General features: G+C 71.3%; 25 protein-coding genes. 14 read left to right on the top strand and 11 right to left on the bottom strand.

The window, feature by feature from the left end; translation table 11 throughout:
• Window positions 1-3 precede the first annotated feature (3 nt).
• Complete coding sequence (locus ACFWYW_RS35875; RefSeq protein WP_379610560.1) at window positions 4-627, top strand: class I SAM-dependent methyltransferase; 624 nt, start codon at window positions 4-6, stop codon at window positions 625-627.
• A 4-nt stretch (window positions 628-631) separates the two neighbouring features.
• Here ACFWYW_RS35875 and ACFWYW_RS35870 read toward each other — a convergent pair whose 3' ends face one another.
• Window positions 632-991 (bottom strand): hypothetical protein, encoded by a 360-nt coding sequence (locus tag ACFWYW_RS35870; RefSeq protein WP_379610559.1) that lies wholly within the window; start codon window positions 989-991, stop codon window positions 632-634.
• Between the two features lie 21 nt (window positions 992-1,012).
• A complete protein-coding gene (locus tag ACFWYW_RS35865) occupies window positions 1,013-1,603 on the bottom strand; it encodes a biotin transporter BioY (RefSeq protein ID WP_379610558.1) in 591 nt (196 codons plus the stop codon).
• A gap of 150 nt (window positions 1,604-1,753) precedes the next feature.
• Between ACFWYW_RS35865 and ACFWYW_RS35860 the strand changes: the two genes are divergently transcribed.
• Complete coding sequence (locus ACFWYW_RS35860; RefSeq protein WP_379610557.1) at window positions 1,754-2,686, top strand: HpcH/HpaI aldolase/citrate lyase family protein; 933 nt, start codon at window positions 1,754-1,756, stop codon at window positions 2,684-2,686.
• On the opposite strand, the gene ACFWYW_RS35855 is transcribed toward ACFWYW_RS35860, so the two are convergent.
• Window positions 2,676-3,218, bottom strand: coding sequence for a DUF6529 family protein (locus ACFWYW_RS35855; RefSeq protein WP_379610556.1), 543 nt, complete (start codon window positions 3,216-3,218; stop codon window positions 2,676-2,678). The two genes, ACFWYW_RS35860 and ACFWYW_RS35855, sit on opposite strands and share 11 nt — an antisense overlap.
• On the bottom strand, window positions 3,215-3,880 hold the full coding sequence (locus tag ACFWYW_RS35850) for a hypothetical protein (protein ID WP_379610554.1): 666 nt from the start codon (window positions 3,878-3,880) through the stop codon (window positions 3,215-3,217). The genes ACFWYW_RS35855 and ACFWYW_RS35850 overlap by 4 nt, the downstream gene beginning before the upstream one ends.
• A 101-nt stretch (window positions 3,881-3,981) precedes the next feature.
• Here ACFWYW_RS35850 and ACFWYW_RS35845 point away from each other — a divergent pair, with 101 nt between their 5' ends.
• The gene (locus ACFWYW_RS35845) at window positions 3,982-4,962 is read left to right on the top strand and encodes a CPBP family intramembrane glutamic endopeptidase (protein WP_379610552.1); all 981 of its coding nucleotides are present in this window, start codon (window positions 3,982-3,984) and stop codon (window positions 4,960-4,962) included.
• An 815-nt stretch (window positions 4,963-5,777) separates the two neighbouring features.
• Entirely contained in the window at window positions 5,778-8,384 is a 2,607-nt protein-coding gene (locus ACFWYW_RS35840; RefSeq protein WP_379610551.1) for a hypothetical protein, read from the top strand.
• Between the two features lies 1 nt (window position 8,385).
• Here ACFWYW_RS35840 and ACFWYW_RS35835 read toward each other — a convergent pair whose 3' ends face one another.
• The gene (locus tag ACFWYW_RS35835; RefSeq protein ID WP_379610550.1) at window positions 8,386-8,781 is read right to left on the bottom strand and encodes an NUDIX hydrolase; all 396 of its coding nucleotides are present in this window, start codon (window positions 8,779-8,781) and stop codon (window positions 8,386-8,388) included.
• Between the two features lie 47 nt (window positions 8,782-8,828).
• On the opposite strand from ACFWYW_RS35835, the gene ACFWYW_RS35830 reads away from it, so the two are divergent.
• From ACFWYW_RS35830 to pqqE, 9 genes are all read left to right on the top strand, one after another.
• Window positions 8,829-9,482 carry a DUF6758 family protein gene (locus ACFWYW_RS35830; RefSeq protein ID WP_379610549.1) on the top strand — a complete coding sequence of 218 codons (654 nt, stop codon included), beginning with the start codon at window positions 8,829-8,831 and terminating at the stop codon, window positions 9,480-9,482.
• Between the two features lie 39 nt (window positions 9,483-9,521).
• Complete coding sequence (locus ACFWYW_RS35825) at window positions 9,522-10,130, top strand: MarC family protein (RefSeq protein ID WP_379610548.1); 609 nt, start codon at window positions 9,522-9,524, stop codon at window positions 10,128-10,130.
• Window positions 10,131-10,190: 60 nt separating this feature from the next.
• Window positions 10,191-10,907 (top strand): MBL fold metallo-hydrolase, encoded by a 717-nt coding sequence (locus ACFWYW_RS35820; protein ID WP_379610547.1) that lies wholly within the window; start codon window positions 10,191-10,193, stop codon window positions 10,905-10,907.
• A complete protein-coding gene (locus ACFWYW_RS35815; protein WP_379610546.1) occupies window positions 10,904-11,875 on the top strand; it encodes a RecB family exonuclease in 972 nt (323 codons plus the stop codon). The genes ACFWYW_RS35820 and ACFWYW_RS35815 overlap by 4 nt, the downstream gene beginning before the upstream one ends.
• Before the next feature lie 212 nt (window positions 11,876-12,087).
• Window positions 12,088-12,243, top strand: a complete 156-nt coding sequence (locus ACFWYW_RS35810; protein WP_184967953.1) for a pyrroloquinoline quinone precursor peptide PqqA — start codon at window positions 12,088-12,090, stop codon at window positions 12,241-12,243.
• A 9-nt stretch (window positions 12,244-12,252) separates the two neighbouring features.
• Window positions 12,253-13,074 carry a pyrroloquinoline quinone biosynthesis protein PqqB gene (gene pqqB, locus ACFWYW_RS35805; RefSeq protein WP_379610545.1) on the top strand — a complete coding sequence of 274 codons (822 nt, stop codon included), beginning with the start codon at window positions 12,253-12,255 and terminating at the stop codon, window positions 13,072-13,074.
• Window positions 13,071-13,742 (top strand): pyrroloquinoline-quinone synthase PqqC, encoded by a 672-nt coding sequence (gene pqqC, locus ACFWYW_RS35800; RefSeq protein ID WP_379610544.1) that lies wholly within the window; start codon window positions 13,071-13,073, stop codon window positions 13,740-13,742. Before pqqB ends, pqqC begins: the two co-directional genes overlap by 4 nt.
• Complete coding sequence (pqqD, locus tag ACFWYW_RS35795; protein ID WP_184967959.1) at window positions 13,739-13,981, top strand: pyrroloquinoline quinone biosynthesis peptide chaperone PqqD; 243 nt, start codon at window positions 13,739-13,741, stop codon at window positions 13,979-13,981. Before pqqC ends, pqqD begins: the two co-directional genes overlap by 4 nt.
• A complete protein-coding gene (gene pqqE / locus ACFWYW_RS35790; protein ID WP_379641175.1) occupies window positions 13,978-15,141 on the top strand; it encodes a pyrroloquinoline quinone biosynthesis protein PqqE in 1,164 nt (387 codons plus the stop codon). Before pqqD ends, pqqE begins: the two co-directional genes overlap by 4 nt.
• On the opposite strand, the gene ACFWYW_RS35785 is transcribed toward pqqE, so the two are convergent.
• From ACFWYW_RS35785 to ACFWYW_RS35765, 5 genes are all read right to left on the bottom strand, one after another.
• Window positions 15,101-15,997: an oxygenase MpaB family protein gene (locus tag ACFWYW_RS35785; protein ID WP_379610541.1), complete on the bottom strand. Its 897-nt coding sequence runs from the start codon at window positions 15,995-15,997 to the stop codon at window positions 15,101-15,103. The two genes, pqqE and ACFWYW_RS35785, sit on opposite strands and share 41 nt — an antisense overlap.
• A gap of 30 nt (window positions 15,998-16,027) precedes the next feature.
• Window positions 16,028-16,900: an alpha/beta fold hydrolase gene (locus ACFWYW_RS35780; protein ID WP_379610540.1), complete on the bottom strand. Its 873-nt coding sequence runs from the start codon at window positions 16,898-16,900 to the stop codon at window positions 16,028-16,030.
• Between the two features lie 257 nt (window positions 16,901-17,157).
• Window positions 17,158-18,195: a hypothetical protein gene (locus ACFWYW_RS35775; RefSeq protein WP_379610539.1), complete on the bottom strand. Its 1,038-nt coding sequence runs from the start codon at window positions 18,193-18,195 to the stop codon at window positions 17,158-17,160.
• A complete protein-coding gene (locus ACFWYW_RS35770; protein WP_379610538.1) occupies window positions 18,180-18,716 on the bottom strand; it encodes an RNA polymerase sigma factor in 537 nt (178 codons plus the stop codon). The genes ACFWYW_RS35775 and ACFWYW_RS35770 overlap by 16 nt, the downstream gene beginning before the upstream one ends.
• A 106-nt stretch (window positions 18,717-18,822) precedes the next feature.
• Complete coding sequence (locus ACFWYW_RS35765) at window positions 18,823-20,631, bottom strand: DEAD/DEAH box helicase (protein ID WP_379610537.1); 1,809 nt, start codon at window positions 20,629-20,631, stop codon at window positions 18,823-18,825.
• Window positions 20,632-20,959: 328 nt separating this feature from the next.
• Here ACFWYW_RS35765 and ACFWYW_RS35760 point away from each other — a divergent pair, with 328 nt between their 5' ends.
• A complete protein-coding gene (locus ACFWYW_RS35760) occupies window positions 20,960-21,604 on the top strand; it encodes a ferritin-like fold-containing protein (protein WP_379610536.1) in 645 nt (214 codons plus the stop codon).
• 267 nt (window positions 21,605-21,871) lie between these two features.
• Here the strand turns inward: ACFWYW_RS35760 and ACFWYW_RS35755 are convergent, their stop codons facing one another.
• Window positions 21,872-22,102: a DUF3107 domain-containing protein gene (locus ACFWYW_RS35755; protein ID WP_379610535.1), complete on the bottom strand. Its 231-nt coding sequence runs from the start codon at window positions 22,100-22,102 to the stop codon at window positions 21,872-21,874.
• Between the last annotated feature and the right edge of the window lie 101 nt (window positions 22,103-22,203).

Below are 22,203 nucleotides of genomic sequence, written 5' to 3'. Positions count from 1 at the left end.
GGTGTGAGCGAACACGAGGAATTCTGGGATGCCCGCTACAGCGAGAGTCAGCGCATCTGGAGCGGCGAGCCCAACACGATGCTGGTGACCGAGGTCGAGGGGATGACCCCTGGCCGGGCGCTCGATCTGGGGTGTGGTGAGGGCGGAGACGTCGTCTGGCTGGCTCGGCGGGGGTGGCGGGTGACGGGGGTGGACGTCTCCCGGGTGGCGCTGGAGCGGGCCGGGGAGCATGCCAAGGAGGCCGGGGTGGCCGATCTGGTCGACCTTCAGTGGCATCAGCTCGGGGAGAGCTTCCCTGAGGGCGAGTTCGACCTGGTCTCGGCGGCGTACCTGCACAGCACGGTCGAGATGTCCAGGGAGGCGATTCTGCGGGCCGCGGCGGCGGCGGTGGCGCCGGGCGGGGTGCTGCTGGTGCTCGGGCACTCGGGGTGGGCCACCTGGCAGCACACGCCGCCACACGACGTGCACTTCCCGACGCCTGAGGAGGTGTACGCGTCGCTCGCGCTTCCCGAGGGCGAGTGGGCGCTGGAGCGCAGCGCGGAGTTCGAGCGCAGCCAGAACAGCCCCGACGGGGAGCCCGGCACCCGCACCGACAACGTGCTTCGGGTACGCAGGCTCCCGGCCTGATCTCCTAGCTCGCGGGCAGGGTGATGCGGACGATCGTGGAGTCGCGCGCCCAGCGCTCCGCCAGATGCTCGGTGTCGGGGGCGTTGAGGCGGTCCTTGGCCAGGGCGGCCACCGCCTCGGGTTCCGTCGACGGGTCGATCACGGTCACCGGCGCGTCGAACTCCACCAGCCGTGCCCCGTTGTCCTTGCTGCGCAGCGTCACATGGACCTCGGAGCGCTCGGCCAGGCCCGGCAACTCCTGCTCGCCGCCCCCGGTCACCAGGTAGACGGCGCCTTCGTGCAGGGTGTGCCAGGCCAGGCGCGGGCGGTCGAGGGTGAGCCAGAGGACGCCGGACTTCTTCGCGCCTTCTTCGATGACGGTCACGCCTTCGACTTTAGCCGTGGATCAACGGCCGGCCAGCTTCCAGGCGGCAGGAAGCAGGCCGGCCGCGAGGGCGATCTTGACGGCGTCGCCCACGAGGAAGGGGACGATGCCCACCGCCACCGCGCGGCCGAGGTCCATGCCGGTGACGGCCATGAGGACGGGCAGGCCGAAGGCGTAGATGGCGAGGTTGCCGAGGATCATGGTGCCGACGGTGCGGAGGGGGGTGCGGTCGCCGCCCCGGGCGGCGAGGTGGCCGACCAGGACGCCGGCCGCGACGAAGCCGATCACGTAGCCGAACGACGGCACCAGGCCGCTGCCCGCCCACGCGGTGTTGCCGTCGGCGAACCAGGGCACGCCGGCCAGCCCGGCCGCGAGGTACAGCAACATGCTGAGCGCGGCCCTGTTCATGCCCAGCGACGCGCCCACGAGCAGCGCGGCGAACGTCTGGCCCGATACCGGCACCGGAGAGCCGGGGATGGGAAAGCTGACCTGGGCGGCCAGGCCGGTCAGTGCCGCGCCGCCGACGATCAGGGCGAGGTCGCGCACGCGCGCGCCCGGCAGCAGGTCGGACAGCACGGCGGGCCGCCCGGCGGCCGAGGGGACAGATGCCATCGGTGATTCACTCCCTTTGCTAGCGTTCGGCCCCCATTGTTGGCAGACCTCGTTAGAGGATCCGTACAGCGGAGACCGACAAAGAAACCATGGCCGCCATAGACAGGACCCCTCCTGTCCACCCCGCACCCCACCCATTACCGTGTGCGCATGCGATCACGTCGTTCGGTACTCGCGGTGCCCGGCAGCAACCCCCGCTTCCTGGAGAAGGCCCAGACGCTCCCCGCGGACGCGGTCTTCCTCGACCTGGAGGACTCGGTCGCGCCCGCGGCCAAGCCGGAGGCGCGCAAGAACATCGTGGCCGCGCTGCGTGAGGGCGACTGGAGCGGCAAGGTGCGTACGGTGCGGGTCAACGACCTGACCACGATGTGGACGTACCGGGACGTGATCGAGGTGGTCGAGGGCGCGGGCGAGTTCCTGGACGCGATCATCCTGCCCAAGGTGCAGGACCCGACCGAGGTCGTCTGGCTGGACACGTTGCTCACCCAGATCGAGAAGACGATGGGGTTCGAGGTCGGGCGCATCGGCGTCGAGGCGCAGATCGAGAACGCGCGTGGCCTGGTGAACGTGGACGCCATCGCCGGATCGTCCGGGCGGCTGGAGACGCTGGTGTTCGGGCCGGCCGACTTCATGGCCTCGATCAACATGCGCACGCTGGTGGTGGGGGAGCAGCCGCCCGGCTACACCGAGGGCGACGCCTATCACTACATCCTCATGCGCATGCTGATGGCCGCGAGGACGCACGATCTGCAGGTCATCGACGGGCCGTACCTGCAGATCAAGGATGTCGAGGGGTACCGGCGCATCGCGCGCCGGGCGGCGGCGCTGGGGTTCGACGGCAAGTGGGTGCTGCACCCGTTGCAGGTCGAGGCGGCCAACGAGGTGTTCTCGCCGGCGCAGGACGACTACGACCACGCCGAGCTGATCCTGGAGGCGTACGAGTACTACACCACCGTGGAACGGCGCGGCGCGGTCATGCTGGGTGACGAGATGATCGACGAGGCGTCGCGGAAGATGGCGCTGGTCGTGGCGGCCAAGGGACGGGCCGCGGGGCTGCGCCGGACCACGACGTTCACACCTTGACGCCGATCGTGGTGAAGAACCAGAACGACGAGGTGAGCCAGAGGCCGACCAGCGCGGTGAAGGCCAGGCCGCCGAGGACCGGGAGGGTCCAGCCGGGCAGACCGCGCTTCGGCAGGGCTAGCAGTTTCGCGGTGAAGACGCCGTAGAAGAAGCAGCCGAGCAGTGAGTGGATCATGACTCGGGGCACGTCGTACTGCAGGCCGAGCGCGTACAGGCAGTGGAAGGCCACGGGGATGGTCAGGACGAACGCGAGCCGGCCGGACCAGCGGTGCACCGCCGGGTGGATCCGGATCTTGATCTTGCCCCACATGGACAGCGCCGAGATCACCTGGACGAAGGCCAGCACGAACGCGCCGGTCGTCAGCCAGGACTTCATCGCCAGCGCGCCGGAGAACCCGGCGGGGCCCACCGCGAAGCCGGTCGGGGTGTGGGCCCTGCCGTACACGCCGAGGGCGACCATGACCAGGCCGCCGAGCAGGAGGGGAACCAGCAGCGGGGTGAGGCCGCCGCGGCGGGGTTCGACGGCGGTCATGAGATCTCCTCGATGTCCTGCGGGTAGAGCGTGGTGTCGCCCAGGCGCACCGGGGCGTTGGGCCGGGTGGTGTCGAGGGTGGGCGCGGGGGTCTTCTTCTCCCCTTCGACGGCCAGGCCCACCTGGTAGAAGCCGTTGCCGTCCGGCCTCCTCAGCATGATCCAGCCGGCCTTGATCTGGGCGCCTCTGACCACGGCGCTCGCGCGGTAGAGGCCGGAGGGCTTCTTCACGAGCGGCGCGGAGAAGTCCCAGGTCTTGCCGCCGAGGGCCAGTTCGCCCGCGGCCTTGCCGCCGCCGAGCGCGGCGGTGACGTTCGCCTCGCCGAAGCCTTCGAGGTCGATCGCGCCGTCGGCGGCCTTGCCCTTGAACCAGGCCTCGGTCCTGCCGTCGCAGAAGTAGGCGATGGCCTTGCCGTTCCGCACGGAGATCGCGAGGAGGCCGCCCTTGACGCGGGTGGCGTAGTCGGCACGCGCCGGAGTGGGCTTCGCGGTCGCGGTTTCCGTCGGGGGCGGCGGCTCGGTGGCCGCGTCGGTGGTCGGCGCAGCGGAGGCGGCCGCGGCGGTCTCTCGGGCCGCCGGGATCGCGGTGACGCTGGCGACACCGAGCCCGGCGAAGAGCACCGCGCCCGCCGCCAGGGTGATGACAGGTCCCAGCCTTGACATGACATGGCTCCCAGGGTCGAAACGTCTTACGCAATCAAGAATCCGCGCGTTTCGGGAGCCCGTCTGTGAACTAATGCTCACCCGCCGGACAGAATGATGGAATGCAGGAGAACCAGATTCCGTACGGCCAGCCACACCCGCAGCCGGGTCCCTACCCGCCGCCCGCGCCGCGGCAGCCCTGGTTCCTGCCCACGCCACGCGGCGCCCGCTACGACCACCTGGCCCGCAACGGCGCCGGCGAGCTCTGGCGCCCGATCGTCGGCACACTGATGGTCGGCGTCGCCTTCTTCCTTGTGGGGCTGATCGTCCTGCTGGTGGGCACGGTCCTGTCGGTGGTCCTCGGGATGCCCCAGCCCACGAAGCCGGAGCAGCTTTTCGGCGATCCGCTGTTCGGGCTGGTGTTCCTGCTGCTGTCGATCGCGGCCGTGCTCCCGGTCGTCTACGGTACGGCGGCGCTCATCCAACGCCGCAGGCCCGGCACGCTCTCCTCGGTCGCCGGCCGGTTGCGGTGGTCGTGGATGCTCATGTGCGGCGGCGTGGCGATCCTGGCCCTGATCCTGGGACAGGTGGCCCAGCTCGCGGTGTTCGTGGTGACCGGCGAGGGGACGGACGAGGTCTTCAAGTGGGCCGGGTGGAGCGGGTTCGTCCCCGCGCTGGTGATCATTTTGCTGCTGGTGCCGTTCCAGGCGGCGACCGAGGAGTACATGTTCCGCGGGTGGTTGCTGCAGGCGTTCGGGGCGCGGCTGAACAACCCGTGGTGGGGGATCGTCATCGGGTCGGTGCTGTTCGCCTCTCTGCACGGTTACACGTGGGTGGGGCTGATCGACGTGTTCAGCTTCGGGGTGGTGACCGGGTTCCTGGCGGTGCGTACCGGGGGGCTGGAGGCGCCGATCGCGATGCACGTGGTCAACAACGTCCTGGCGTTCGGGGTCAGCGCGGCGGCCGAGGAGCTGGACAAGGCGCTGGAGCAGGGGGCGGTGCCCTGGCAGGCGCTGGCGGGGACGGTGGTGCAGTTGAGCGTGTACACGCTGGGGGTGCTGTTTCTCTCGCGAAAGCGGTCAGTCAACGCTTTTTCGGGATAAATCGCAAAGTGGTGCTATGAATCTCACTAGAGAGGTCTCGCCAATCCGGGCTGGGCGTGTTGCTCTGGAATGCGTGGGTGTTGAGGGATTCCGGAGGTGATCATCTCTGTGGGATGGGGTAGAGGTACCTGCGTGCGCTAGATCGGTTTTTATGCCGACATAGGCAGCCAATGAGGACGGCATAACTGGAACGGTCCGGCCCCCCCGACGAGGAGGTGCTCCGCGTGGCCTCCGGCCCCAGCGAACCGCCCCGGCACCCGCCGGACGACGACGAGCCGCGCCCTCCGGAGGAGCCGAGAATCCGGCACACCCCGCCGGGCCCCACCGACGACCGGGCCCGCGGCGTACCGCTCGCCTCGCCCTGGGGGCTGCCTCCGTTCGCCTCGCCCACTCCCGAGGACGAACCCCCCGAACCCCCGAAGGGTCGCCGGCCCTACAGCTCGCCCACCGCGGAACCGGAGGCCGAGCCCACCCGCCGCCGCCCCCGCCGTATCGTCAGCCACCCGGACAAGCTCGTCGCCTCCGGCCCACCCCGCCCCCTCCCCACCCCACCGGCCCCACCAGAGGCGGGGACGCCGGGCTCATCGGAAGCAGGGGCGCCGGGCCAGCCAGAGGCAGGGACGCGGGGCCCAGCGGAGGTAGGGACGCGTGGCCCAGCGGAGGCCGGGGTGCCGGGGCCGCCAGAGGCAGGGGAGCCGGGGCCGCAAGAGGTAGGGGCGCCGGGACCGTCGGAGGTAGGGGCGTGGGAAGAGCAGAGGCCGCCTGAGGTCGCGGCGTCGTCCGAGTGGGACTCGGGCGAGGCGACCCAGCCGGGTGTGCGGGCGCGGGGGGCGCAGCCGTACCAGAACCTGCGGCCGTACCAGAACCCGCGGCCGGCCGAGCCCCAGCGGGAGGGCATGGTCCCGCCCGCCTGGAGGGGCGGCGCCGAGGACGAGGTCGCCCGGTGGGGCGGCGAGGACGTGCCCGGCTACCGTGGTGCGGCTTCAGAAGACGAGCCGCTGGCCGAGGACGAGCGGGGGAGGCCGGGCCGGGACGAGCCGGTACGACGGGTGGGACGGCCGCCGGCCGGTCGGCCCACGCGGCCCGATCTGCTCGTGGCCTCCGGCCCCGACCGGCAGGGGCGGCACCACCGCGGCCAGGCGCCCGCCGCGTTCCGCAGGGCCGGCCCGCTACGGCGGCGACGGCGGGTGCTCGGGCCGGTGGCGTTCGTGCTCGCCCTGGCCGTCGCCCTGAGCGCGGGCGTACTCGGGTGGCGCTGGTGGAGTTCCGGCGGGCCGGGCACCCAGACGGGCCTGCGGCTGGAGGCGGCGGCGGGACGCTCGGGCGACGAGGTGTTCACGGTGGCCGGCGCGAGCGACGGCTCCAACCAGAAGCTCAACGCCATGGCCTCGGCGGGCAAGACGGTCGTGGCCGTCGGCAGTGACACGACGAGCCCGACGCCGCGCCCGTTGTTCCTGTACTCGCAGGACAGCGGCAAGAGCTGGCGGCTCGGCACCGCGGGCGCGTCAACCAGCGCCACCGCCACCCGGGTCACCGGCGGCGCGGGCCGCTGGCTGGCGGCGGGCGGCGACGAGACCGGCGTCGAGCACGGCCTGTGGACCAGCACCGACGGCGCCGCCTGGACCGCCGTCGAGCCCGCGGCCCTGGACGACGCCTTCAGGAAGGGCGACTACATCCACGACATCGCGCGGACGGCCTCCGGGTTCGTGGCGGCCGGCCGTACCGCGAGAGAGGACGGCTCGACCGGGCCCGCGGCGTGGCAGTCGCCGGACGGGAGGAGCTGGCAGCGCGTCGACCTGCGCGGGCTTGAGGCGGGTGAGTTCCGCGCGGTCGTGGCGCGCGGCGACACCGTGCTGGCGCTCGCGCAACCGGCGCAGGGTGAGGGCTCGCGCGTGGTGCGCTCGATGGACGGCGGTCTCACCTGGCAGGCGACCGGTTTCCAGCTTCCCGAGGCGGAACCGAGGGCGGGCTCGCTGGCGGTGCTGGGGAAACAGTTCGTGCTGGTGCCGATCAGGCGCCCGCCGGTCGGCGGCGAGGTGCGGGTCTACTGCTCGCCCAGCGGCGCCGACTGGGGCCAGTGCGGCACGATCAACCTCGGCGGCCGGAGTCCGGGCGTCGAGACCACCATCTCGTACGGCGGCGGCGTCGCGGTGATCAGCCCGGACGGGCCGGACAAGTACACGGTGCTGGCCACCACCAACGCCCGTGCCTGGACCAAGCGCGCCGACCTCGGCAACCTGGCCGGCGCCTCGCTGCGCGGCTTCACCATGACCGACACCGGGCTCCTGTTCGGCGGCGGGGACCAGGCGGCCGCGGACGTGGGCAACCAGCTCGTGCTGATGTCCGCCCCGGCCAAGGGCAGGGCTTCGCGCGTACCGCTGGCCGGGATCGAGGGGTTGTCGCGGATCGCCCGTGAGACGACCCGCCTGGCCGCCGCCAAGGGCCAGTACGTCGCGGTCGGCGCGGCCTCGGGCGACGCCGGCGTCTGGACCAGCAAGGACTGGCAGAACTGGACCTCGACCAGCCTCGGCGGCCCACGCCGTCAGATGCTCAACGACGTCGTGTACGGCCGGCGCGGCTGGCTGGCCGCCGGCGCCACCGAGTCGGGCACCTCGGCCACCGACCCGCTGATCGTGACCAGCGCCGACGGCCGTACCTGGAAGCAGGCGCCCGCGCCCGCCAGAGCCGACGGCCACACCTACCTGGACGTGCAGTCGGTCGCCGCCGGCGACAAGGGCTACATCCTGGCCGGCGAGGACCGGGGACCGAGCTCGGCGGGGGCGGCCATCTGGTTCACGCCCGACCTGCGCAAGTTCACCAGAAGCCAGAAGCTGCCCCAGGGCGGCGCCGGGGTGCGCATCTTCGACCTGGCGGCCACCCCGGACGGCTATGCGGCCGTGGGCAGCTCGGGCATGGGCGAGCAGGAGAGCGCGGTCGTCTGGACGTCGAAGGACGGGCTCAACTGGACCCCGCGCAAGCGCCCGACGCCGCCGGACGCCTCCTCGGCGGGGCTGCGGCAGGTGGTGGCCTTCGGCGACATGCTGGTGGCGACCGGTACGGCGCAGCTCGGCGGGATGTCCAGGGCGTTCGCCGCCTCCTCGGAGGACGGCGGCGCGAGCTGGCGGTACGCGTGGCTGCCGGCCGAGCGGGCGGCGGCGGTCCACGACCTGGCGGCCGGTGAGAACGGCCTGGTGGCGGTGGGCTGGCACGGTCAGCCCGGCGGGGCGGACAGCGCCGCGTGGATCTCGGCCGACGGGCTGACCTGGGCCAGGCAGGACCTCAAGGACCCGCGGCTCCTGGGGGACGGCATGCAGTGGCTGGCGGCGGTCACGACCAGCGGCGCTCAGGTGGTGGCTTTGGGCCGTTCGACCACGTACACGGCCGACCACCTGACCCTGTGGACGTTCCGCCTGGCCGGTTAGGTCATCGGGGGAGGACGTTCCACGAGGTCAGGGTGGCCAGGAGGCCGTCGGTCAGCGGGAGGACGGCGAGGTCGGCGGCGGCGCACCAGCGGGCGTCCTTGGCGTCGTCGCCGGGGGTGAGTGCGCCGCCGGTGGGGGTGGCGAGGTAGTCGCGGATCTCGTAGACGGTCCGCCCGGGGCCCGGCCGGTCGACGGCGCCGGTCAGCGGGCCTGGGGTGATGGTGAGGCCGGTTTCCTCGCGGATCTCGCGGATGAGGGCGTCGTGGTCGGTCTCGCCGGGGTGGACGCGGCCGCCGGGCAACGACCACAGGCCTTCGCCCGGTGGGTGGCCGCGCTGGATGAGCAGCAGGCGTCCAAACTCATCGAAAATTATCGCTCCGACACAATTTACGCGCACAACTCCAAGATTACGACGGGATAACGGCCTGTGCTCTTGACTGGACCGTGCCCGACGACGCACCGTGGGTAGCTGTGAGAGCGGCTCCAACGTGTCCACGGTGTTTTGGCCCGCTTCATGCGCCCAGTGTGTGGTCGAGCGCCTGGCGGTGCGCCGCGCACGGGGACGTCCTGCCCTACCAGCCGCCGTGGCAGCCGTCCGCCGGCGCGGCGGACGAACTGCGCAAGTCATCCAGGGTGCCGGTGTGGCTGCCGTGGCCGCTGCCGCCCGGGTGGCTGGTCACGGGGTTCGCCGAGGCGGGTGACGACCGTAGCGGCGGGCGGGCCAGCGTCGTGGCGCTCGGCGGCCCGTCGGTGACGAGCGGCCCCGCCGACCTGCTGGTCATCGCCGAGGAGCCGGGAGTGGGCCTGGGCGCCGCCTTCGCCGGCCTGGACGGCCCCGACCCCGGCGAGGGCTTCGACTCCGGCCCGCCGAACGCCAAGATCGACGTGCTCGGCCATCCGAGCGCCCTGTGGTGCGTGAACGGCGCCGCCGACCGGGCCGTCTACGCCGGTGAGGCCATGGGCAACTGGCTGTGGACCATCGCCTGGCCCGCGGAGGCCGGCTGCCTGATCGCGCTGCTGCAGCTCAGCCTGCGCGACCTGCGCGAGCATGACCTCGACCTGCCCTTCGGTGCTTTCTCCCCGCGCCTGGAAGACTAGGATCGGCAGCACTTCCCCCAACCGGCAGTTGGGGGCGCGGTGTCCGGCACCAGGTTCTTCGTCGAGGCGTTCGTGACGATGTTCGTCATCATGGACCCGCCCGGCGTGATCCCCCTCTTCCTCGCCTACACCAGCGGACGCTCCCCGCTGGAGCGCCGGCGCATCGCCTGGCAGGCCGCGGTGACCGCCTTCTGCCTGATCGTGGTCTTCGCCGTGTTCGGGCAGGCGATCCTGGCGTACCTGCACGTCGAGGTCGCCGCCATGCAGATCGCCGGCGGCCTGCTGCTCCTCCTGGTCGCCCTGGAGCTGCTGCGCGGGGTCTCCCAGCCGTCGAGCGAGAGCATGCGCTCGAACGTCAACGTGGCGCTCGTGCCGCTGGGCACACCCCTGCTGGCCGGGCCGGGCGCGATCGTGGCGACCATCGTCTTCGCCCAGCAGGCGGGGAGCCGGCCGGGCGGCATCCTCGCGCTCGGGCTGGCGATCGCGGCGGTGCATCTGGTGCTGTGGGTGTTCATGCGGTTCTCGGTGAGCATCATCCGCGTCATCAAGGAGAACGGGGTGGAGCTGGTGACCAGGATCGCCGGCCTGCTGCTGTCTGCGCTGGCGGTGCAGCTCATCATCAACGCGATCAGGTCATTGCTGGCTTGACAGGAGATCCGAACAGGCGGGACACGGCGTACTGGAAGAAAACTCAGTATTGTTCGTGGCGTGACAGCGCGTATCGAGCGAGTGGTGACCGAGGGCGTCGTCGACGTCGACGGCGTGGAGTACAAGGTCGAGAACAACACGTGGATCGTGGGTGACGACGACGAGGTGATCGTCGTCGATCCCGCACGGGACGCGGAGAAGATTCTCGAGCAGGTCGGCGAACGGGAGGTGCTGGCCGTCATCTGCACGCACGGCCTGCCCGACCACGTCGGCGCGGCGATCGAGGTGGCCAGCAGAGACGAGGCCGTCGTCGCGCTGCACCCCAAGGACAAGCCGCTGTGGCGGGAGACCTGGTCGGAGACCTGGCCGGACATCGACATGGAGGACGACGGCATCTTCGGTGTCGCCGACGTCCAGCTCGACGTCATGGAGACGCCCGGCGTCACCCCCGGCGGCGTCTCGCTGTACTGCGAGGCGCTCGAAGTGGTCTTCAGCGGCAAGTCGCTGCAGGCCGACGGCCCCGGCAAGCTGGCCGGGGAGTATCCGCGGCTGGCCGACCAGCTGACCGCGATCGGCGGGCGGCTGTTCACGCTGCCGCATGCCACGCGCATCCTGGCCAACCACGGTGACGAGGTCACCGTCGGCGACCTGGAGCCCCACTTCGACGACTGGGTCTCCGGCTCGCTCACGCGGGTGGAGACCGGCGAGGCGCCGGCCGAGGGGCCGCTGACCGACGCGTCCAAGATCGCCGGGATCAAGCTCAACCCGGACAAGTGAGCGTGTACGACCAGCTTCCGCTCGAAGGGATGCCGCGGCGGCTCTACTCGTGCACGCCGTCGCGGCTCAACACGTGGCTCGACTGCCGCCGCCGCTACCGGTTCACCTATCTTGACCGGCCGCAGCCCGCCAAGGGGCCCGCCTGGGCGCACAACTCCGTGGGCGCCAGCGTGCACAACGCGCTGGCGGGGTGGTGGCGGGAGCCGTACGAGCGCAGGACGCCGCTGACGGCGGCGATCCTGCTCACCAACGGGTGGATCACCGAGGGTTTCAGGGACGGCGAGCAGTCGGCGCAGTGGCTCGGCCGGGCCCGCGACCTCGTTTCCGGATATGTCGCCACGCTGGACCCATCGGATGATCCGGTGGGGGTTGAGCGCACCGTCGCCACGCGGACCAAGGTCATCGCGGTCTCCGGCCGGATCGACCGCCTCGACCGGCGCGGTGACGAACTCGTCGTGGTCGACTACAAGACCGGCCGCCGCCCTCTCACCCAGGACGACGCGCGGTCCTCGCTCGCGCTGGCCATCTACGCGATCGCGGCGTCCAGGATGATGCGCACCCCGTGTTACTCGGTCGAACTCCACCACCTGCCGACCGGCGAGATCGTCGAGTGGCGCCACACGGACGACACCCTGCGCCGCCACCTGTCGCGGGCCGAGGAGATGGCCGTGGAGGCCGCCGACGCCGACGAGCGCTACCGTGCGGCCCTTTCCGACGTCCCGGCGCCGCGTTCCGGCTCCGGTGCCGGTACGGCCGGCCGTACCGCACCCAGGGCCCCGCGGCCCGAGTCCGGCGGCCCGCTCCAGCCCGCCACCGGTGGGCAGAAGACGGTGGTGTCGGCGGAACTGGACGACCTGTTCGCGCCGAGCCCGGGGCCGATCTGCGGCTGGTGCGACTTCCGCCGCCACTGCCCCGAGGGCCAGGCGGCGGCACAGGAACGCCGTCCCTGGGACGGCCTCGCCGACTGACCCGCGCGGAGACCAAGGCCGTGTGCTGGGTGACAGGGCGATCGCCTGTCGGTGGGACAGGGTAGACATCCGATGATGACCGCGCGTTGAGGGCCTTTTAGCGGGATCGGGTGAAATTTCGGGCGATAGATCCGATCACAGGGATTGACGGAACGCCTCTGCCGAAGTCAGATCGTGGGTAACCCCCCGTTTCGCACGGAAGGCAGGTGCACATGGCTCAGCCCAAGGACCCCGGCAAGAAGCAGCCGCCGAGGACCCACTCCAAGAAGGTCCGCACCCGCGGCGAGGAGACCACCTGGCACAAGCCCGACTACCAGGTCGTCGAGGCGTCGATGGAGATGTCCGCTTACTTCCTCGCCACCAGGTAACCGGACGCCATGCGCCTGCAGGTGCTCGGCACCGCCGCGGGCGGCGGCGTACCCCAGTGGAACTGCGCGTGTCCCGGTTGCGCCGGGGCACGCGCACACCCCGCCTGGCGCCGCCGTCACGCCAGCCTGGCCGTCCAGCTCCCCGGCCGTGTCGCCGTCGTCAACGCCACCCCGGACATCGCCGCGCAGATCGAGGACTGCCCCTGGTCGGCGCCCGACCGCGACCACGCGCCGCTCGTGGTGCTCACCGACGCCGAACTCGACCACACGCTCGGGCTCCTGCGGCTGCGCGAGGCCGCCTCCCTGGACGTCGCCGCAACTCTCCCGGTACGGCGGGCGCTGCGCCCGTTCGAGGAGATCCTGCGCCCATATGCCCCCATCCGCTGGCACCCCATGGACACCATCGCCGAACCCATCCCGGTCTCCGCCAAACGCCCCCGCTACGCCGCCGCCGAAGAAGCGGACGGCGCGTGGGTCTCGGCACTGAGGTTCACCGACGGCACGTCGAACGTCGTGTACGCGCCCGCCATGGGAGTGTGGACACCGGAGCTGGACACCGCGTTCAGGGACGCCGACTGCGTGATCATCGATGGTACGTTCTGGGACGACGAGGAGCCGCGCCGTACCGGCATATCCAGCAAAACGGCGACCGGCATGGGGCACCTCCCGATCGAGGACACCATGGAACGCCTCGCCGCGCTGCCCGGCCGCTGCCTGTACACCCATCTCAACAACACCAACCCCCTCGTCGACCCGGACGCGCTCCACCACAAGGTGCTGGCCGAGCTGGGCGTCGAGGTGGCCGCCGACGGAATGGTGATCGAGCTGTGAACTCCTTCGAGGCCGAGCTCCGGGCGGTGCCCGAGCAGCGCTACCACCACCTGCACCCGTTCAACCTGCGGATGCACGCGGGCGAGCTGTCCCGGGAGGAGCTGCGCGGCTGGATCCTGAACCGCTTCCACTACCAGCGCCACATCCCCATCAAAGACGCCCACATCCTCGCCAAGCTGCCCACCTCGGACCTGCGCCGCACGTGGCTGCGCCGTATCCAGGACCACGACGGCAAGGCACCCGGAGAAGGCGGGATCGAACGCTGGCTCCGTCTCGGCGAAGCGGCCGGACTCGACCGCAAGGAGCTGCTGTCGGGCGAAGGCGTCCTTCCCGGGGTACGGCTCGCCGTCGACGGCTACGTCAACCTGTGCCGCCACGGCACCCTGCTGGAGGCGGTCGCCGCATCGCTGACCGAACTGTTCGCCCCCGACCTGATGCGCACCAGGATCGCCGCCTTCGAGAAGCACTACCCGTGGATCGACGCCGACGGCCTGCGCTACTTCCAGATCCGCGTCCAGCAGGGCCGCCAGGACAGCGGAGAAGCCCTGGCGCTGGTGCTCGACTGGGCGCGCAGCCGTACGGACGAGGAGAAGGCGGTCGCGGCGCTGCGCTTCAAGTGCGACGTCCTGTGGGCGCTGCTGGACGCGGTGGACGGAGCCTACCGATGACCGACTGGCGCCCCGCCCTGTCCCGCTCGGCCATGCTGCGTCACTGTCCGGTACGGCAGGCCGAACTGCTCATCGTGCCCGAACGGATCGTGGTCCTGAACGACGAGGCGGCCGAGATCGTCGGCCTGTGCGACGGCAAGCGGACCGTGGCGGAGATCGTCGCGGAGTTTCCTGTGGAGGCGGGGGAGGACGTGACCGAGTTCCTGGACCGGGTCCACGCCGAGGGATGGCTCCAATGACCCGGCCCACCTCCCGCCCGCCTCTCCCCGGTCCGGCTGCCTCTGTCCTGCCCGCCTCCGCTTCGGGGCCGAAGGAGGTGGCGCCGCCCTGGGCCATGCTGGCGGAGCTGACCCATGGGTGTCCGTTGCGGTGTCCGTACTGTTCCAACCCCACCGAGCTGGTGACCAGGGCGGCGGAGCTGGAGACCGGGGAGTGGGCCCGGGTGTTCGAGGAGGCCGCGGCCCTGGGGGTCGTGCACGCGCACCTGTCCGGCGGCGAGCCGCTGCTGCGGCGGGATCTGGTGGAGATCGTCGGGGCGGCGCGCGGGGCCGGGGTGTTCACGCAGCTGGTGACCAGCGGTGTCGGGCTGGCGGGGCGGCGGGTGGCGGAGCTGGCCGAGGCCGGACTGCACAGCGTGCAGTTGTCGGTGCAGGCGGCTCAACCGGACGAGTCCGACCGGATCGCCGGGCGCAGGAGCTTCATGGCCAAGGAGCTGGCGGCGGCGGCCGTGGTGGAGGCGGGGTTGCCGCTGGGTGTCAACGTGGTGCTGCACCGGCACAACCTCGACCGGATCGAGGACCTGATCGAGCTGGGCATCGCCTGGGGCGCGGAGCGGATCGAGCTGGCCAACACGCAGTTCTACGGGTGGGGGCTGCTCAACAGGGAGGCGCTCCTGCCGACAAGGGACCAGCTTTCCCGCGCCGAGTCGATAGTCACGAAATATCGGGAAAAGACGGGCGTGGAGTTGATCTGGGTTGTTCCGGATTACTTCGACGGGGTGCCCAAGCCTTGCATGGGCGGGTGGGGGGCCATCTCGATCACCGTGGCGCCCGACGGGCGGGTTCTGCCCTGTCCCGCCGCCTATGATCTGCCGCTCGACCTGCCCAACGTCCGCGAGCATGCCCTGAGCTGGATCTGGGAGCACTCCGCCGCGTTCAACGCCTACCGCGGCACCGCCTGGATGGCCGAGCCGTGCGCGAGCTGCCCGCGCAAGGAGCTCGACTTCGGCGGCTGCCGCTGCCAGACGTACGCGCTGACCGGCGACGCCGCCAGGACCGACCCGGCCTGCAGCCTCTCGCCCGACCACCACCTGATCACCCGGCTGAGCGCCAAGGAGAAGCCGTTCGTCTACCGGGAGCTCAAGCGGCCGCCCAGCGCCGCGGATCCGTCAGGCCCTTGAGCCCTTTGCGCACGTCGTAGCCGAGTACGCCGAGCCGGTCGCGCGAGGCGTGCAGCATCCGCCGGGTCGACGGCATGAACGCGCGGTCGTGCACCGGCTCCGGCAACGCGTTCATGGCCAGGCTGAACGCCCGCAGCCCCGCGGTCACCGCCGCCTGCGGCGCCTCGGGCAGCGTGCGGTACATGCTCCGTGCCCACGACGGCAGCGTGTAGTAGCACAGGGCGCCGAAGGGGAAATAGACCGGCTTGCCCGGTGAGAGCATCCGCATCTCCTTGGGCAGCCGGGGCCAGAGCAGGAAGCGTACGGTGGCGGCCGACTCCTCGATCACGCGCAGCTTGGGGCGGATCTCCTTGAAGTAGGCGGCCATCTCCGCCTGCGAGCCGGGCACGTCCTCCGGGTGCAGGCCGACGTAGGCGGCGCTCTTGCGCTGTTCGCGGAGGTACTGGTCGGCTTGGCGGTCGGTGAGGGCGAGGCCGCCCCGCCGTACCACCTCAAGGTAGGAGGAGACCTCCGCGCAGTGCACCCAGAGCAGCAACTCGGGGTCGTCCACGCGGTGCGTGCGGCCCTCGTCGGTGATGCGCAGCGAGCGGTGGATGTCGCGCACGCGGCGGCCGATCGCGTCTGCCTCGGCCGGGGTGCCGAACGTGGTGCGGCCGACGAAGTCCGCGGTGCGGCGCAGGCGGCCGAAGGGGTCGTCCTGGAAGTTGGAGTTCTGCCAGACGCCGCGCATGGCCAGCGGGTGGAGCGCCTGGAGCATGAGCCCGCGTACGCCGCCCACCCACATGCACCGGTCGAGGTGGACCTGCCAGGTGGCGCTCTGTGGCCGCTGGACGACGGTCTCTTCGATGCTCGCCATAGTAAGTAGATAATTACATGGCATTGGATCCTATGTCCAAGATGCCGACTCGGCGGCGTTCCAGAACCTCACGAGGGCCTGCGCGGTCGTCTCCGGGGCCTCCACGGAGGGGGAGTGGACCGCGCCCGGCACCACCATGCGCTCCGCGCCGAGCCTGGCCGCCATGTGACGCTGGACGTCCGCGGGCCAGCCGTCGTCGTGCTCGCCGAACAGCACGAGGGTCGGCACCTCGATCTGGCGCAGTTCCTCGGTGCGGTCGTGCATGGACAGCACCTCCTCGGCCATCCGGGCCAGGCCCGTCGGCGAGTTGGCCAGCAGCCGCTTGCGCAGGAACGTCACGATCTCGTCGGGAACGCCGTTGGCCAGCGCCTCGGGTTCGATCCTGGTGTGCCAGATGTGTTCGAGACCGTGCTCGGGGAGATCCTTCATGATCTTGCGGCCGTTGTGGGCGCGCTGCCCGGTGATCGCCGAGGGGCCCGAGCTCATGAGCGTGAACGAGGCGAACTTGGTCCGCCCGTCGATCACCGCCTCGCGCGCCACCAGCCCGCCGAAGGAGTGGCCGACCAGGTGGACCGGCTCGCCATGGCCGATCGCCTGCGCGATGGCGTCGACGTCGGCGCCGAGCGCGCCGCAGGTGTAGGCCTCGGGGTCGTCGGGGCCGGGCGTCTCGTACTGCCCGCGAAGGTCGATCGCCAGCACCCGGCGGCCCGACTGCGCCAGCGTCTGCATGACCGCGATGAAGTCTTCCTTGCTCCCGGTCAGCCCTGGCACCAGCAGCGCCGGCCAGCGCTCCACGACGCCGCTCACCGGTAGTGCCTCCAGGGCCGCGAACGCGCCCAGCGGCGTCTCGATGCGCTGCGGGGCGACGCCAGGTGGCAGGTTGAGGAATCGCGGCGTACTCACGTGGGGCAACAATACCCAGAGGTCAAGGCGACAACACCGGCTAACCCGGTACGCCGGTGCGAGTTCTGGGGAGTTGTGAGGTATGAGCAAGGTTGAGATCCGGCCCGCGGACTCGTGGGCGGACGAGGTGAGCGTCTTCGGGCCCAACGGGGCGTACGGCGGGGTGGCGCTGGCGCCCCGCGAGGACTACACCCGGCTGGCCCCCTCACCGGTCACGAAACCCCGACCCGCCCGGTCGTGCGCATCACCCTCTGACCTCACCCGACACAGTCCGTGTCGCGGTCCGGCACCTTCGGGCACCCCTTGGGCAACGAGGGCAACGTGTCGACCCACGTGGCCCCCTGGAACAGGACGGCGTTGACGACCCGCCCGGACGCCTCGGTCTCCTGCCGGGCGAGCACCTGCCCGTTCTCCTCGGAGACGATGAGCCGCGTGCCGCCCATCGCGAGCGCCGCGCCCGGCCGGCCGGCGGCGTCGGTGACGCGGCCGAGCCCGCGCACGCCCGGCAGGCCCTCCAGCATCTGGTACAGCGCCGCCCGCGTCCCGCCGGAGATCGGCGTCTCCAGCAGATCCAGCGACAGGCTCCACAACCACCCTTCCCTGGTCGGCAGCGAGGCGCCCTTCGGAGCGGGCGGCCAGTCCTTCATCCTCTCCTGGTAGGCGGGCCAGAGGGCGAGCAGCCGCTCCCGCAGCGCCTCCGGCTCCACGGGCAACTCCGCCAGCCGGCTCAGCGGCAGCGTCAGCCCGCTGTCGTCCAGCGGCCACAGGCTCGGCATCGCGGTGTAGCGGTGGCGGCCCTGGGGGGAGGTGTCGTTCTCGCAGTCGGTGTCGTCACCGCACAACCGGGGGGAGCCCGCAGCACGCCAGGCAGCGGCGTCCTTCGCGGTCAGCGGCCGGGTGTGCAGGCCGGTCAGGGCCAGCAACTGGAACGCGGCCGGATCCCTGGGCAGGAACCGCTCCGTCCTGGAGCTGACCTTGACCCGGTACCGTCCCGTGCTCTCCTCCGAGGAGATCAGCGTCGTGACCCTCCAGTAGTTCCCCTCGGGGACGGGGGCCTGCCGCCGGGCCGCTTCGGCCGCGACGTCCAGCGTTCCCGCCGGCGTGGCGGTCGTCTCGCGCGCGTCCATCCACAGCCTGGGGACCGCCACCACCGCGGCCACCACGACCGCGACCGCCACCACCGCCGTCCACCCGGCCCCGCGCCTTCTGCCGGGAACCCGCACCCCGCCGCCCGGGACCGGGTCGAGATCGTCCGGCCTGGCCTCGGCCAGTGTCCGCATCACCGTCCGCCGCACGTTTCCTCCTCCTTCGCAACGAGCAGAGCCGCCTCCAAGCGCCGCCTGGCCCGATGCAGCCGGACGAAGAAGGCCGAGACCGAGCACCCCACCACCCGGGCCGCCTGCGCCGACGACAGCCCGTGCCACGAGACGAGCGTGAGCAGTTCCTTGTCCTCGTCGCTCAGCTCGACCAGGGCGGACAGGACCGCGGAGCGCCGCGCCACCTCGTCGGCCACGTCGCCGGTGACCTCCTTGGCCCAGCCGCGCAGCGCGTTCTCCAGCGCGGCCTGGCGCACCTCGTCGCGGTAGAGCTCGCGCGTGACGTTCCGCGCGACCCCCAGCAGCCACGGGAGCACCGCGCGCCGGGGAATGTCGGCGCGGCGCCGCCAGGCCACCGCGAATGTCTCGCTCACCACCTCTTCCGCCAGCTGACGCCCGCACCGGCTCACCGCGTAGGCGAACACTCTGGGATGCGTGGCGTCGTAGAGAGCGGCGAACTCCTTCTCATCCAGCACCTGCGCCCTTTCGACGTCGTTCACCGGGTAATGACGGGAGCGGGGCGGTTCTTACCGGCGGCGGACGCCGTACAGGAAAGAAAAAAGGCGCGCGTCCCGGAAGGACGCGCGCCTGGGATCGGCGGTGAGGCTAGCCTGCCCGGCGGCGGTTGTTGCCGCCGCCACCACCGCCACCACGCGGGCCGCGGTTGCCGCGGCGCTGGGCCTGGCGCTCCGAGGCCGCGGACGGGGCGATGTCGTCGTCGTCCGTGGCCAGGTCGGGTGACTGGAAGATCACCGTGAACGGGTTGGGCGGGATGATGCGCTCGTGCTCCACACGGACCTCCTGCACGCGCTCGGGCGCGCGCTCCGGTGCCCGCTCGGGCTCCGGCTCGGGCTCTTGCGCCTGCTCCACGACGGGGCGGGCCTGGGTGAGCGCGCTGCCGATGGCCTCGGCCGCACCCCCACGGGCGCGGGTACGGCGAGCGGGCCTGACGGCCTCCTCCACCTCGGCGAGTACGTCACCGGCGACCGGCTCGGCGGCCACGGCGGCGATCTCGTCGTGAGAGATGATGGCCGGAGTCTCCTCGCTCCTGCGCGGCCGGCGGCGCCTGTCCATGCTCTCGCCCTCCACGATCTGCACAGTCTCCACGGTCTCCGCGACCTCGGTGGTCTCCTCGGCCGAACGGCCGGCCCGCGTGCGACGGCGCTGGCGCGGCGCGCGGGGCGGGCGCTCTTCGCGCTCGTCCTTGCGGCCGTCACGCTCGTCCTTGCGACGGCTTCTGAGGCGGGACTTCCCGATCTCGCCCAGGTCTTCGAGCTGCTCGGCCGCGAGGCCGGCCCGGGAGCGGCTGGCGTGGGGCAGCACGCCCTTGGTGCCCTCGGGGATGCTCAGCTCGGTGAAGACGTGGGGTGAGGTGGAGTAGGTCTCCTCGGGCTCGGCGAAGTCGAGTCCGAGCATGTTGTTGATCATCTTCCAGCGGGTCAGCTCCTCCCACTCGACGAACGTGACCGAGATGCCCGTCTTGCCCGCGCGGCCGGTACGGCCGACGCGGTGGACATAGGTCTTGTCGTCGGTGGGGGCGTCGTAGTTGACCACGTGGGTGACGTCGTCGATGTCGATGCCACGCGCGGCCACGTCGGTGGCCACCAGGACGTCGATCTTGCCGTTGCGGAAGGCGCGCAGCGCCTGCTCGCGCTGGCCCTGGCCCAGGTCGCCGTGTACGGCCGCCACCGCGAAACCGCGGGTGTCGAGCTGCTCGGCGACCATGTCGCAGGCGCGCTTGGTCTCACAGAAGACCATGGTCAGACCGCGGCCGTCCGCCTGCAGCAGGCGGGCGACGATCTCGATCTTGTCCATGCGGTGCACGCGCCAGACGAGCTGGCGTACCTGCGGCGTGGTCTCGCCCTCGCCGGAGTCGTGCTCGGCGCGGACGTGGGTGGGCCGGTTGAGGTACTTGCGCGACAAGGCGACGATCTCGCCGGGCATGGTCGCGGAGAACAGCATCGTCTGCCGCTCGTCCGGGATCAGCTTGAAGATGCGCTCGATGTCGGGCAGGAAGCCCAGGTCGAGCATGCGGTCGGCCTCGTCCAGGACCAGCGAGCCGATCTGGCTGAGGTCGAGGTGCTTCTGCTTGACGAGGTCGAGCAGCCGGCCGGGGGTGCCGACGATGACGTCGACGCCGGCCTTCAGGGCCTCGATCTGCGGCTCGTACGCGCGCCCGCCGTACACGGTGAGCACGCGGGAGCCGAGCTTGCCCGCGGCGGTCACGAGGTCCTCGCTGACCTGGATGGCCAGCTCGCGGGTGGGCACGACGACGAGGCCGCGCGGCTTCTTGCGGTTCTTGCGCGGCTTGCCGATGCTCTGCAGCATCGCGATGCCGAACGCGTAGGTTTTGCCGGTGCCCGTACGGGCCTGGCCGATGACGTCCTGGCCGCTCAGTGCGAGCGGAAGCGCCATCTCCTGAATCGGGAACGGTTGGATGATGCCCTCGGTCTCGAGCGCATCAGCGATCTCTGGTGTGACTCCGAGGTCTCGGAAAGTCGTCAGCGTGGCCTGCCTCAGTCTCAAATGAAGGCGGGCCTGCCGGGACCAGCGGGTCGGTAACCAGGGTCCTCGCGGTAGAGCCAGCCCTCTCGCGTCATCGCGACCGCAGGCCCGGGGAGCGGGGAGCATCGGGAGAGAACCCCCCGAATTCACACAGTGCGGTCGCACTTTCACAGAGCAGTGTACTCGATACCACAACGCTGGCCGAGTTTGCGGATGTTCCCGAAGTACGCTGCCTTTCATGAATGAGTCCCTTGGTGTCGCGGATCTCCTTGGTGTACTGGCCTATGCGGAGTTGAGCGCCTTCCTGCAACTCACCGAAGATGCCGGGCAGTTCGCACCGACACTGAGCGACCGGGCCGCGCTGAGCGAGCTCGCCGTGTCCGAGTTCGGACACTTCCAGCTCGTCCGCGACAAGCTCATCGAACTCGGCGCCGACCCCGACCTGGCCATGGCGCCCTTCGTCGAGGCCCTGGACGGCTGGCACACCCAGACCCGGCCGGGCGACTGGCTGGAGGCGCTGGTCAAGGCGTACGTGGGCACCGGTATCGCCCTGGACTTCTACCGCGAGGCCGCCCGCCACCTGGACCCGTCGATCGCCCGGCTGGTCGACGAGGTCGTCGCCGACCAGGAGCGCTCGGAGTTCGCCGTCGAGCGGGTACGCGCCGCCGTCGCCGCCGACCCGTCGGTCGCGGGCAAGCTCGCCCTGTGGGCCCGTCGCCTGGTCGGCGAGGCTCTCAGCCAGGGCCAGCGGGTGGCCGCCGCCCGTCCGGAGCTGGCGCAGCTGCTCGTGGAGGCTGTGGCCGACGACCAGGCGGAGATCTCCCGCCTGTTCGCCCGCCTGACCGAGCAGCACGGCAAGCGGATGGCCGCGCTGGGCATCTGATCCTGCGCTTAGGGCGGCGCGAGGGTATGAAACGGTTGTACCGTGCGGTCATGAGGGCCACGCGCCGCTACGGCAGCTGCTTGACCAGATGCGCGCAGAACCGCTGGACCGCACGACCCGTGATGCGCCGTCAGAGTGCCCAGTGCCCCGCTGTGGACCTACGACATGCGCCCCTGCCGCGACGGCGCGGCCGCTGGTGCCGATGGCGCCCGTGACGTGTGGGAGGCGGTGAGCCGCCCCCCACACGGACGGTGGAGTACCAATCGGCTAGAGCGTGCCGCCGAAGCCGACCGGGCGCTGCTCGTCCTCGCCGATCTCGACGAAGCCGAGCGCGGCCACGGGGACTATGACGCGCCTGCCCTTCGCGTCGGTGAGGGCGAAGACGCCACGCTCGGCGGCCAGGGCGTTTCTGATCTCGTCTTCCACCTGTTCGGCGGTGAGGTCGGTTTCGACAACGATCTCACGGTGTACGGAACGTACGCCGATCTTGACTTCCATCGTGGTGCTCCCTTTCGACGGGCCTGGATCCATCGTCGTCGCTCCGCTCCACGGAAACGCCGGTAATCGCGCCCAGCGAACGGGTTACGCCGTACGCGGAA

It is taken from the genome of Nonomuraea sp. NPDC059023 (assembly GCF_042740095.1).
Classification (GTDB): Bacteria; Actinomycetota; Actinomycetes; order Streptosporangiales; family Streptosporangiaceae; genus Nonomuraea.
This window is presented reverse-complemented; position numbering and strand designations above follow the sequence as displayed.